12 protein-coding genes and 1 pseudogene are annotated in these 12,843 nt (G+C 29.8%); 9 read left to right on the top strand and 4 right to left on the bottom strand.

The window, feature by feature from the left end:
* From LRB30_RS02125 to rpsI, 8 genes and pseudogenes are all read left to right on the top strand, one after another.
* Nucleotides 1–675 (top strand): annotated as a pseudogene (locus LRB30_RS02125) (BB_0345 family helix-turn-helix protein); the annotation flags it as partial.
* A gap of 2 nt (nt 676–677) precedes the next feature.
* Nucleotides 678–2,774 carry an ATP-dependent helicase gene (locus LRB30_RS02130; protein ID WP_231018792.1) on the top strand — a complete coding sequence of 699 codons (2,097 nt, stop codon included), beginning with the start codon at nt 678–680 and terminating at the stop codon, nt 2,772–2,774.
* 9 nt (nt 2,775–2,783) lie between these two features.
* On the top strand, nt 2,784–3,059 hold the full coding sequence (gene gatC, locus LRB30_RS02135) for an Asp-tRNA(Asn)/Glu-tRNA(Gln) amidotransferase subunit GatC (RefSeq protein ID WP_231013751.1): 276 nt from the start codon (nt 2,784–2,786) through the stop codon (nt 3,057–3,059).
* Between the two features lie 10 nt (nt 3,060–3,069).
* On the top strand, nt 3,070–4,515 hold the full coding sequence (gene gatA, locus LRB30_RS02140; RefSeq protein WP_231013750.1) for an Asp-tRNA(Asn)/Glu-tRNA(Gln) amidotransferase subunit GatA: 1,446 nt from the start codon (nt 3,070–3,072) through the stop codon (nt 4,513–4,515).
* A complete protein-coding gene (gene gatB / locus LRB30_RS02145; RefSeq protein WP_231018793.1) occupies nt 4,505–5,962 on the top strand; it encodes an Asp-tRNA(Asn)/Glu-tRNA(Gln) amidotransferase subunit GatB in 1,458 nt (485 codons plus the stop codon). The genes gatA and gatB overlap by 11 nt, the downstream gene beginning before the upstream one ends.
* On the top strand, nt 5,955–6,764 hold the full coding sequence (locus tag LRB30_RS02150) for a hypothetical protein (protein WP_231013746.1): 810 nt from the start codon (nt 5,955–5,957) through the stop codon (nt 6,762–6,764). The genes gatB and LRB30_RS02150 overlap by 8 nt, the downstream gene beginning before the upstream one ends.
* 51 nt (nt 6,765–6,815) lie before the next feature.
* A complete protein-coding gene (rplM, locus tag LRB30_RS02155) occupies nt 6,816–7,256 on the top strand; it encodes a 50S ribosomal protein L13 (RefSeq protein WP_231013745.1) in 441 nt (146 codons plus the stop codon).
* A gap of 19 nt (nt 7,257–7,275) precedes the next feature.
* Nucleotides 7,276–7,686 (top strand): 30S ribosomal protein S9, encoded by a 411-nt coding sequence (gene rpsI, locus LRB30_RS02160; protein ID WP_231013744.1) that lies wholly within the window; start codon nt 7,276–7,278, stop codon nt 7,684–7,686.
* Between the two features lie 66 nt (nt 7,687–7,752).
* On the opposite strand, the gene eno is transcribed toward rpsI, so the two are convergent.
* Entirely contained in the window at nt 7,753–9,054 is a 1,302-nt protein-coding gene (gene eno / locus LRB30_RS02165) for a phosphopyruvate hydratase (protein ID WP_231013743.1), read from the bottom strand.
* Between the two features lie 139 nt (nt 9,055–9,193).
* Between eno and LRB30_RS02170 the strand changes: the two genes are divergently transcribed.
* Nucleotides 9,194–9,925, top strand: a complete 732-nt coding sequence (locus tag LRB30_RS02170; RefSeq protein ID WP_231013758.1) for a hypothetical protein — start codon at nt 9,194–9,196, stop codon at nt 9,923–9,925.
* Between the two features lie 12 nt (nt 9,926–9,937).
* Here the strand turns inward: LRB30_RS02170 and LRB30_RS02175 are convergent, their stop codons facing one another.
* Genes LRB30_RS02175 through LRB30_RS02185 form a run of 3 tightly spaced genes read right to left on the bottom strand, consistent with a single transcriptional unit; the run spans nt 9,938 to nt 12,843 of the window.
* Nucleotides 9,938–10,909: an ATP-binding cassette domain-containing protein gene (locus LRB30_RS02175; RefSeq protein WP_231013742.1), complete on the bottom strand. Its 972-nt coding sequence runs from the start codon at nt 10,907–10,909 to the stop codon at nt 9,938–9,940.
* The gene (locus LRB30_RS02180; RefSeq protein ID WP_231013741.1) at nt 10,910–11,782 is read right to left on the bottom strand and encodes an ABC transporter ATP-binding protein; all 873 of its coding nucleotides are present in this window, start codon (nt 11,780–11,782) and stop codon (nt 10,910–10,912) included.
* Nucleotides 11,783–11,793: 11 nt separating this feature from the next.
* Nucleotides 11,794–12,843 (bottom strand): ABC transporter permease, encoded by a 1,050-nt coding sequence (locus LRB30_RS02185; RefSeq protein ID WP_231013740.1) that lies wholly within the window; start codon nt 12,841–12,843, stop codon nt 11,794–11,796.

The raw sequence follows: 12,843 nt of genomic DNA on the forward strand, positions 1-12,843 counted from the left end.
TTTTGGAATGTTTCTCTTAAAGAGGGAGATTTTTTGTCTTTAACATATAGTGATGAAATTGCAAAATATAAAGCATCGTTTATTGGCGATGATTTAGTTATTGTTGATGAGTCTAAAAAAAGTAAAAATATTTTAAATTTAGGAGAATTTAAAGAGATCAATCTTGATGATAATGTTAGAGTTAAAATTATTTATGAGAATTATTATTATGATAAGTTGAAAATAGCGCATGTAAGTTTAGAGTCTTTTGCTTTAAATGTTAAATATGTATTTGAAACTAATATTGACAATAGATTTAATATTTTAAATTGGCAGTTTGATGTTAAGGGAACTGAAAAATTACCAAGTAGTAATTATCTTACTCTATATTCTTCTCAAAAACTTTCAAATGTTGATTTGAAAATCGATTTTCTAAATGATACATTTTTTAGATATGCCGATGAAAACAATCTTTATGGTAAGTCTCTTTTTGCATCCAAAGGTATTCCTATTAATTTAGCTTTTGAAAAATCTTTAATACTATTTTTTTCAAGACTTTCTGATGTTAATATTATTCTTAATGACAGAGATATTACTCCTTTTTTAAAAGAGCAGGGAAAAGAAATTTTTGCTGTTCAATTCTTTTGGGTAAAGACCCCCTCAGGGTTTGATCTTAAGGTTTCTGAAGTTTATTAGTAATGGATAAAATAAAAAATTTTTTTTCTAGCTTAAATACTTTCCAAGAGAAAATTGTTTTTAGTAAAAGTAAAAATCCAATTCTTGTTTTAGCAGGGCCTGGAAGTGGTAAAACAAGAGTTATAATTGCAAGAATTATTTATTTAATCAAACATATGAATATAGATCCCAATGAAATTTTAGCTTTAACTTTTACCAATAAAGCTGCAAATGAAATGAATAATAGGATAAATGATCTTTTAAAATTTGACAAAAAACTTCATATTCAAACTTTTCATTCTTTAGGGTCGTGGCTTTTGAGAGTTTACTATAAGGATTTTGACAAAAATTACGATTCAAATTTTACAATTTGGGACACTAATGATGTTGTTAAATTTGTTAAACAAATTGATCTTGCTCCAAATCTTGAAATGGCAAAACATATTGCAGCTTTAATTTTAAAAGACAAAGAAAATTTTTTTTTAGAAAAATTTATTGAATTTACAGAAAAGAAATATGAATATATTAAGATTTATGAGGAAGAGAAAGCCAAAAATAATGCTTTTGATTTCTCAGATCTTATTATCAAGCCCATTTTAATGCTGAGGCAATCCAAATCTTTAAAAGAGTCTATTCAATCTAGATTTAAAGTTATTTTTGTAGATGAATATCAAGATACAAATTATTCACAATTTTTATTTTTAAAAGAACTTTATTTGGATGGTATGTATTTTATGGTTGTGGGAGATGAAGATCAGTCAATATATTCTTTTAGGGGAGCTAGAATTGAAAATATTCTTGAATTTGAAAAAACTTTTAGCAATGTTATTAAATTTTATTTAGTGCAAAATTATCGTTCAAATTCAAATATAGTGGGCATTGCAAATGAGGTGATTTCAAAAAATAAAAATAGGTACGAAAAGCAAATAACAACTCAAAATAGTTCTGATAAAAGGATGAAATTTTTAGTTTTTCAAAGCACCACAGATGAAGCTGAATATTTTTCTAATTTGCTTATTTCCAATGATATTCAGACAGCAATACTTTATAGATTTAATTCCCAATCTTTTCATTTTGAAACATCTTTTTTAAAGAAGAATATTCCATACAAGGTTTTAGGATCAATTAAATTTTATGATAGAGAGGAAATAAAAGATATTATTTGTTTGCTTAGGCTTTTTATAAATAAGAAAGATAAAATATCTTTTTTGAGAATGATAAATAAGCCCTCTAGAGGAATTGGAAAAACCACTCTAGACAAAATAATTAGTACTTTAAACGATGAAGATGTTAATTTCAATTTGTTTTGTGCAAGTAAAAAGACTTTAGGTTTACTTAAAAATAGAGCCAAAGAGTCCCTTTTATTATTTCTAAACGTTTATGATGAGCTGGGTAAGAAACTTTTTGAAGATAATTATATTAATTTATCTACTTTTATTGATGATGTTGTAGTTAGGTTTGGTCTTTTAGATTATTATAAAAAATTTGATAAGGACGAAAAATTAAGAAATATTGATGAACTTATTAATAGCGGAATTGAATATTCAGGCACATTTGAAGGTCTTGCTATATTTTTAGAAAATTCTTTACTTTCTCCTTTGATTTCTGGAAATTTTAAGTCCAATATACTTTTGTCTTCGATTCACGGTGTTAAGGGGCTTGAATTTGATAGAGTTGTAATTTCTGGGCTTGAGAAAGGTCTTTTACCTGCTGAAATCGAAGAATTAACAGAAGATAGACTTGAAGAAGAGAGAAGGCTTTTTTATGTTGCAATCACAAGAGCTAAATCAGAGCTTATTGTTACCTTAAATTTAAGGCGAGCTTTTAGAGGTTCTTATAAAGGCACTTTGCCTTCCGTTTTTTTCCAAGATATTGACAAAAACTTTTATGACATTGTTTTTATTCCTGAGTACTTAAAAGAGAATTTTGATAATTTTTTTATTAATGACAAAAGGAATATTGAATTTAATATTGGAGACTATATAATTTATAATGGAGAAAAGGGAATAGTTGTTGATAGCTGGTACCAAAGCAACTTGCAGTTTGTTAAAATTAGTTTGAGAAATGGTAAGAAAGCTATTTTGAGTCCTGAGTATATTAAAAAAATTGTCAAAGTTTAGAGGTTTATTTTGAAAGATATACATTTAAAAAATAGCTTAAAATTAAGCTTAGTGACACTTAGTAGGGAGAGTGAAGATAAATTTGTTTCAAAATTTGAGAAAGTTATTAAATTGGTTAATGAAATTTCAAATTTTGAGGTTCAAATTAATTTTAATGCTAATAAGAAAAAGATTTCTACGTTGCGCGAGGATGAAGTAAAATTTTCTCTTTCTATTGAATCAATTAAAAAACTTAGTAATTCGGTTTTAGATGGATATTTTTCATCTCCTAAAATATTGGAATAAGGATAAGGTATTGGATTTAAGTAATTTAACTTTAACCAAAATTCAAGAATTAGTTTTAACTAGAAAATGTAAAATTTATGATATTTTGCTTGCGTATAAAAATAATTATGAATTAAATAAAGATATCAACGGATATATTGAATTTTTCGATGATTCTTTAGAGATTGCAAAAAGATATGACGATTGTTTAAAAAACGGTGTAACAGAAGATTTACCTTTAATTGGTATGCTTATTGCAGTTAAAGATAATATTTCAATTCGAGATAAATCTTTAACTTGTGCTTCTGAGATTTTAAAAGGCTATATTTCTCCTTATGATGCGACTGTGATTAAAAGGCTTAAGGATAAAGGAGCAATTATAATTGGTAGAACCAATATGGATGAATTTGCAATGGGCTCTACTTGTGAATTTTCTTATTACGGTGCAACTTTAAATCCTTTAAATAGAGAATATGTTATAGGCGGTAGTTCTGGGGGCTCTGCGGCTGTAGTTGCAGCTTTCCAGGCACCTTTTTCGCTTGGTAGTGATACTGGAGGTTCTGTTAGGCTTCCTGCATCTTTTTCGGGAATTTTGGGATTTAAACCTTCTTATGGAGGTCTTTCTCGCTATGGGCTTGCATCTTATGCTTCGTCTTTTGATCAAATAGGATTTTTTGCTCATTCTATTGAAGATATTGCTTTGATCTTAAAGCATACTTGTGGATTTGATGAAATGGATTCTACTAGTGTAGACATCTTTGATGATTTTTATCCTTTAAAAATTGAGTCGCCGCAAGGTAAAAATTTAGCTGTAATTAAAGAACTTGGCGAAGATCTAATGAACAAAAATGTTGCAAATAGCTTTGCCAAGTTTAAATCAGATCTTTTGTTAAAAGGTGTTAATATAAAAGAAGTTTCAATAGAGGAGATTAATTTTATTTTATCAATTTATTATACAATTTCTTCTGTTGAAGCATCCTCCAATCTTGCTCGTTATACTGGACTTTGTTACGGCAAGAGAATGACAGAAAGTTTGAGTCTTAATGATTTTTATTTTAAACATAGAAGCAATTTCTTGTCAGAAGAAGTTAAAAGGCGTATTGTTCTTGGAAATTATTTATTGTCAGAAGGGTATGATTCTAAATATTATGCAAAAGCTTGTGAAATTCTTCAAAATTTAATTATTCCTAAATTTAGCAACCTTTTTGAAAGCTTTGATTTTATTATTACTCCAACAAGCTTTGTTAAGCCCTTTAGACTTGGTTTAGATTTTGATGATCCTGTTAAAATGTATTATTCCGATATTTGTACTGTGATTGCAAATCTTATTGGAGCTCCTGCTATTTCGCTTCCGTATTCTAAGGATGAGGAAGGATTATCAATTGGAATGCAAATTATTGGACGCAGCAAGAAGGATTTTGAACTTTTAAATTTTTCAAAAAATGTGATTAGGGAATTAGGATTGAATGGAATATAAATTAGTTATTGGATTAGAAATTCATGTTCAGTTGGGTTTAAAAACAAAGGCTTTTTGTGGATGTAAAAATGAGTTTGGAGGAGTTCCCAACTCACGTGTTTGTCCAATTTGCCTTGGCCTTCCTGGCTCATTGCCAAGTGTGAATGTAGAGCTTATTAATAGTGCAATTTTAGCGGGGCATGCCACAAATTCAAAGATTAGAAATGTTGTTAAATTTGACAGAAAGCATTATTATTATCCAGATTTGCCAAAAGGGTATCAGATCTCGCAAAATGATAAGCCAATTTGTGAGGGGGGAAGTTTATTAATTGAAACCCTTTCTGGTCCCAAAAAGATTAATATTATTAGAATTCATATGGAAGAAGATTCTGGCAAGAGTCTACATTTGCTGGATAGTGAAAATCAAAGTTATGTTGATTTTAATCGTTCGGGGGCTCCCTTGCTTGAAATTGTTTCTGCTCCAGATATTAGCAGTGGGGACGAGGCTATTGCTTTTTTAAGCTCTTTAAGAGAAATTTTCAGGTATCTTGATTTGTCCGAATGTAATATGGAGAATGGTTCTTTTAGATGTGATGTAAATGTTAATCTAATTGTTAAAGAGAGTGTTATTGAGTATAAAACTCCCATAGCTGAAATAAAGAATTTAAATTCTTTTAAATCTATTAAATCCGCCATTGAATATGAAGAATTAAGGCAACAGCAAGAGTGGGTACAATTTAAAAAAACCCTTGATAGTTGTGGTAAGCATACTAGAGGATTTGATGATAAGAATGGAGTAACAGTTATTCAAAGAAATAAAGAGACAGTATCTGATTATCGCTATTTTCAAGAACCCGATCTACCTTTAATAGAGATTGACGACTCTTATATTAATAATATTAAAAATTTAAAGTTAATTGAACTTCCATTTGATGCAAGAGTTAGGCTTAAAGGCCAATATGGGCTAAGTGATTTTGATGTTATTACTTTAACAGCAGATAAGCATCTGCTTAGATATTTTGAAGAGGCTGTTATTAATGCAAGTGATCCCAAAAAAGTAGCCAATTGGATATTGTCTGAAGTTTTAAGTGTTCTTAATGATAAAGGAATTAGTGTTCTTGAATTTAATTTGTCTCCAAGATATATTACAGAGCTTGTTGAATTTATTGTTGCTGGCAAAATAAGCGGCAAAATAGCAAAAAGAGTATTTTCAGAGATGATTACCAGAGGAGTTTCTGCTTCTGTTGTTATAAGTGAAAATCAATTAGAGCAAGTAAGTGATAAGTTTGTTATTAAACAGATTGTGCTTGAAGTTTTAGATGAAAATTCTAAATCAATTGAACTTTACAAAAAGGGTAAAGATCATGCTATTAAATTTATGATGGGGCAAATAATGAAAAAATCTTCAGGAAAGATTAATCCTATACTTGCAAATGAAATTCTTTTAGAAAGTTTATCAAATGTATGATTTACCCTTAATAGATAATTTGCCAGTGATTAAAAGGGCAAGATTTTTTTATCTTTACGATATTCATGGCAAGAGATATTTAGATTTATATTTAAATGGTGGAAAAAATTTTTTAGGGTATAGGGTTCAAGGTTTAAATCGCCTTTTTAAACAAACTGTATTAAGGGGTTTGATATCTCCTTATCCTTCTGTTTTTAAAAATCAGTTTATTAATTTGGTATTTACTTTTTTTAAAGAGGCTGGGTCTGTTTATATTTTTAGGCTAGAAAATGATGCAAAAAAATTTTTATTATCTTTAACTGGTAAAAATAAATTTTTTATGCCCTGGGAAAAAGAAGAAGGAATATATGAGTTTAGAGTAGGATTTAGTAATATTAAATATCCTATGATTTTTAATATTCCTCTGCCAGATTTTATGTCTGTTAGCATTGTTGTTATGGACAACCTTTCTAGAAAAATAGAATTTAGAGATAATTTTGATGCTGTAACTTTATCTTTAGCTAGACATACATTAAGTAGACTTTTATTTTATAATAAAAATATCAATATTGATTTTAATTCTTTTGCTACATCTTTGTTTAAAGTAACTGATAGGTATATGTTTCCTCTTTATGATGCTTGTTATCATTCTGAAATTTTTAATGAATTTCTCAAATTTGGGTATTTAATTAGTCCAAATTTTAGTATTCCATCTATTATTCCTTTGAAGTTTTCTAAAGGAGATTTGGATAATTTCAAAAAAATTTGTTTTTCTCTTAAAAGCAAGTTTATTGATGGCCTTGACAGTGATTCTTACAAATAATACAATTAATAAGATTTATGCATAAAATTATAGTAAGGGTAATGCGCTATTATGAATAAAATAACCAATAATGTTACGATTTGGATCAAGCCAAAGACTGTTGAGAAAAAATGGTATTTAATTGATGCAGCAGATAAAATTTTAGGTAAAGTTGCTGTGGATGTTGTTAAAATTTTAAGAGGCAAACATAAAGCTTATTATACTCCCCATCAAGATTTGGGCGACAATGTTGTTATTATTAATGCTTCTAAAGTTAAGCTGACTGGGAAGAAATATCAACAAAAACTTTATTATAGGCATTCAAGATATCCGGGAGGTCTTTATTCTGACACTTTTAGAACATTGTCAGAGAGAAAGCCTTGTGCACCTCTTGAGATTGCTATTAAGGGTATGTTGCCAAAAGGTCCTTTGGGGCGTGATCTTTTTAGAAATTTAAAAGTCTTTCCTGGTTCAGAGCATACTCTTAAAGCTCAAAATCCTATAAAGCTGTAAGCTAACTTAGAGAGGTAAAATGAAAAAATCAAATTTTAGCAATGTTAATTTATCAATGGGAACTGGTAGGAGAAAATCTTCTGTTGCTAGAGTTTACATTAGAGAAGGTAGTGGCAATATTAAAGTAAATAATAGAGATTTTGACTCTTACATCCAACTTGAAAATTTAAGGACAATGGCGTTATCGCCTTTGATTTTGACAAATACACTTGGAAAATATGATCTTTATATTAATGTTTATGGGGGAGGTATTTCAGGTCAATCGGGGGCAATAAGGCATGGCATTTCAAGAGCTCTTTTTGATCTTGATGAATCTAATAAGATGATTTTGAGATCTAATGGGTTTTTAACAAGAGATTCAAGGAAGGTTGAACGTAAAAAATTTGGGCGGAAAAAAGCACGAAAAAGTTTTCAATTTTCCAAAAGATAATTTTATTTTTTTATACATTTTACATTTTTATTTAATTAAAAAAAATCCCTTTTACAGGGATCTTTTTTAATTTTGTTTAATAGAATAAAAGACGCTTTTACCGTGGTATTCAGCAGTTGTTTCCAATTCTTCTTCTATTCTTATGAGTTGATTGTATTTTGCTATTCTATCTGTTCTTGATAGTGAACCAGTTTTGATTTGTCCTGTTCCAAGAGCTACTACAAGATCCGCTATTGTCGTATCTTCTGTTTCTCCTGATCTGTGGGAGACTATTGCTGTGTAGCCTGCTTTTTTGGCCATTTCCACAGCTTCAAATGTTTCTGTTAGTGTTCCAATTTGATTGACCTTAATAAGGATTGAATTAGCAACTCCCATTTCGATTCCTTTTTTAAGAAACGAAGTATTTGTTACAAACAGATCATCTCCAACAAGCTGTATTTTGTTTCCAATTTTGTCTGTAAGTTTTTTCCATCCATCCCAATCTTCTTCAGCCATTCCATCTTCAATTGAAATAATTGGATATTTTTCTACCCACTTTGCCCAATATTCAACCATTTGTTCTGAAGTAAGTTCTTCTTTTGTTGACCATTTAAGTACATATTTTTTTGTTTTTGAATCATAAAGCTCAGATGTTGCTGGATCAAGAGCTATTGCAATGTCTTTTCCAGGTTCATATCCTGCCTTCTTTATTGCCTCTATAATCACTTCACAAGCTTCTTCATTTGATTTTAAATTTGGAGCAAATCCTCCTTCATCTCCAACAGAAGTTGCATATCCTTTGCCATTTAGAATGCCCTTTAGCGTATGAAAAACCTCTGCTGCCATTCTTATTGCTTCGCTGAATGTTTTTGCTCCTACTGGCATTATCATGAACTCCTGAAAGTCAACAGAGTTGTCAGAGTGTGCACCACCATTAATAATATTACACATAGGTGTAGGCAAAATGTTGGCCTTGTACGTTCCAAGATATTGATAAGGCTTAAGTCCAAGGTACTTTGCAGCAGCTTTAGCTGTAGCCATTGAAACTGCTAGGATTGCATTAGCACCAAGCTTTTCTTTTGTAGGGGTGCCATCAAGTTCAAGCATTTTTCTGTCGATTGCAACTTGATTTAAGGCACTCATACCTTCAAGTTCTGGGGCAATTATGTTTTTTATATTTTCAATTGCCTTTAAAACCCCTTTTCCCATATACACAGACTTATCACCATCTCTAAGCTCAACAGCCTCGTTAATTCCTGTTGATGCACCTGATGGTACGGCAGCTCTTCCGCAAGTTCCATCTTCTAAAATGACATCAGCTTCAACTGTTGGATTCCCTCTGGAATCAATAATTTGTCTGGCTTTGATTTCATAAATATGAAAACCCATTTTTTGTACTCCTTGTATTATTTACTTTAATGTATGTTTTTAGTATAATGTTAAAGAGTTTAAATGTGTAGTATTTTGCCAAAAGAATTATTATTGTGAGCTTTATGTATAATCTATGAAAGAAAGGTGTTTGTATTTATTGGTTTTTGCAGCTTTATGTGTTAACAATCTTTTTTCAGATGAATATTTAATTTATGATTTCGATTTAAGTTTAAACGAATTTCTAGAAGTTTCAACAAGAAAAGACAATCTTAAACCCATGGTTGATTCCAATCGTATATTGTTGTTTTATCCTCCCAATAAAGAAATTAGAAAAATTTTTGCTGCCTTTGACTTTGATCAATATTCTAAGAAATATTTATTCAAAAAAAATGAGCATGGAGTTTTTTTTGTTAAAGTTAATATTCCTCATGGTACAAGCAATATAAAATATAGGCTTATTGTAGATGGTGTTTGGACTAATGATGAGTATAATAAAAATGTAGTTTATAATGAGGATTTAATCCCATTTTCTAAAATTGAGGTTGCTAAAGAGAAGTCCAGCTATATTTCTTTGAGAAATCCAATACAATCATATAATAACAATGAAATTGAAATTTTTTATATAGGTCGTCCTGGACAAATAGTTACAATAGCTGGTAGTTTTAATAATTTTAATCCTTTTTTAAATAGGCTTGTTGAAAAAGAAGACAATAAGGGAATTTATACTATTAAGCTTAAAAATTTACCCAAGGATAGAATTTATTATTATTTTATCGATTCTGGTAACAAAGTAATAGATAAAAATAATGTTAATAGAATTAATTTATACTTTGTTGAAGGGATTGATAATAAAATAGATTTTGAAGTCTCTTATTTTGACCACAAATAAGTTTTAAATTATTTATTTATTCATCTCATCAAAAAGGTATTTAGATACAAAGTGATCTTTTTCTACTTCTTCTAGTTTTGGATGTACTTGGGTTGATAAATGAATTTTCCTAATGTTTGCTAGAGTTTGTTCGTCCAGTTTTATATTTTTATTTTTTCTTTTTTCGGGGTTGATTTCAGGAATTGATGCTATTAGTATTTTGGTATACGGATGAATTGGGTTTGAAAATAACGTTTCTCTAGGCGCAAGTTCTAGGATAACTCCAAGGTACATTACAGCAATTTTATCACTCATATATTTTACTACAGCAAGGTCGTGAGAAATAAATAAATAAGACAAATTAAATTCTTTTTGTAGAGTTTTTAGGAGATTTAAAATTTGAGCTCTGATTGAAACATCAAGCGCAGAAACGGCTTCGTCTAAAAGCAGAAGCTTGGGATTTAAAGCTAGGGCTCTAGCAATTCCTATTCTTTGTCTTTGTCCTCCTGAAAATTCATGAGGATATCTGGTTAACATACTTTTATGTAATCCGACAATATCTGTTAGTTCGTTTACCCTTTGTTCTATTTCTTGTTTTGTTTTTGGAAGAATTTTGTTTTCATTGTATATTTCTAGTGGTTCTGCTATTATTTCCTTTATTGTCATTCTTGGATCAAGTGAAGTATGAGGATCTTGGAATACCATTTGCATATCTTTTTTTGTTTTTAAGAGTTCTTTTTTTGAGAGTTTAGTTATGTTTTTTTCGTTAAAGTAAATATTTCCAGAAGTTGGCGTGTAAAGCTGCATTATTGAGCGAAGGGTAGTGGATTTGCCGCAACCAGATTCTCCTACGAGTCCTAAAGTTTTATTTTTTTCAACCTCAAAGCTAACATTGTTTACCGCATTTACTTTTTGTTTGTTTTTCCAAAACAAAAAATCTTCTCCTATTGTGAATGTTTGCGTTAAGTTTTCTACTTTAAGAATTATTTCTTTTTGATTGTTCATTTAAAACTCCTCAACACTGTTTTTTGCGATCTTTATAGGGTTTTCTTTTATTGAATAAAGCTTTTTATTTGGATCATGTTCTAGTGTAAGAATTGATTTTAAAAGGCCAATGGTGTAAGGATGTTTAGGATTGTTAAATATTTCCTCTACTGTTCCTTCTTCTACAATTTTTCCTTGATACATTACAGATACTGTATCACAAATTTCAGCAACAACCGCAAGATCATGAGTTATAAATATGGTAGAAGTATTGAATTTTTTAGATAGGTTTTTGATTAATAATAATATTTGTTCTTGGATTGTAACATCAAGGGCTGTTGTCGGTTCATCTGCTATTAGTAAGGATGGATGACAGCTAAGAGCCATGGCAATCATAACTCTTTGTCGCATTCCTCCTGAAAATTGATGTGGAAAATGTTTGATTCTTTCTTCTGCGTTTACAACACCAACAGTTTTTAGCATTTCTATTGCTTTTTTTTTGGCTTCTTTTTTCCCTAATCCTTGGTGTAAGATTATTGTTTCTTCAAGTTGAGTTGATATTCTTAAAAATGGGTTTAATGAAGTCATTGGATCTTGAAATATCATTGATATTTTATTTCCTCTGATTTTTAAAAGTTCTTTTTCGCTAAGTTTTAGCAGATCTTGATTTTCAAATAGTATTTCTCCACTTTTATATATTGTTGTAAGTTCTGGTAATAATTTTAAAATAGCCATACTTGTTACGGATTTTCCACTTCCAGATTCTCCAACAATAGCTCTAATTTCTCCTCTTTTTACAGATAGGTTAACATTGCTTACAGGATGAATTGTTGTATGTTTTAATCTAAATTCAACTGTTAAATTTTTTATTTCCAATATATTTTCTTTTTCCATTCAATTTCTCCTTAGATACTATCTTTTGGATCAAAAGCATCTCTTAACCCATCCCCCAAAAAGTTCATAAATAATAGAAATATTGTCATAACTATAGCTGGAATAAAAACTTTCCATGGATATTCAACAAATGTAGCAATTCCATTTTGCACTAATTCTCCCCAGCTTGTCATTGGAGCTGAAATTCCAAGTCCCAAAAAGGATAAAAATGCTTCAGCCATAATAAAGCTTGGAACCCTTATTGTTGTGAATATAACTATCATTCCAATGCTATTAGGTATCAAGTGTTTTAAGATTATTCTTTGATTTGTTGCACCAAGGGTTTTGGCTGCTTGTATAAATTCCGAACTTGATAGTGATTGTACTTGGCCTCGTACAACTCGAGCTACTGTTAACCATGATACAAATGCAAGTGCTATGAATAAGCCGATTATACTTCTTTCCATTATTGCCATTAATATTATTACAATAAGTAAATAGGGCAATACATAAAGAATTTCTATTGTTTTAGTTATTATTTTGTCGGGCAATCCCCCAAAAAATCCTGCTATGGAGCCCAGGATAGTTCCTATTATCATAGACAAAAAAGCTCCAATAAATCCTACAGAAAGAGAAATTTGACTTCCTTGTATTAATCTTGCAAGCAGATCTCTTCCAAGATTGTCTGTGCCAAGCAAATATACTCTTTTATGTATTTTTACTTCCTTTTTATCTATTATTTGAACTTCATTTTCTATTTTTCTTTTTATGTCTTCGAGTTTTTTTAGTTCTTCTTCATTTATTTCTCTTTTTTCTTTTTTTGCTAATTTTTCAATAAATTTTTTTTCTTTATTATACCAGAGTTCTCCAGCAGCCTGGAAAGATGGTGGCAAATCAGAATGCGCTACTATTTGAGTATGGTATTTATATATTGGCAATATTGGTTGCAAAATGGCAATTAAGATATAAAATCCAATTACAAAAAGACTGCCAAATGCGAGTTTATTTTCTTTAAATCTTGACCAAGCTCTTCTTTCTAGTTTAGAATTGTTTTCTTCATTTTGTTTTTCAAGGCTATTCAT

Source organism: Borreliella americana (assembly GCF_021043605.1).
Taxonomy (GTDB): domain Bacteria; phylum Spirochaetota; class Spirochaetia; order Borreliales; family Borreliaceae; genus Borreliella; species Borreliella americana.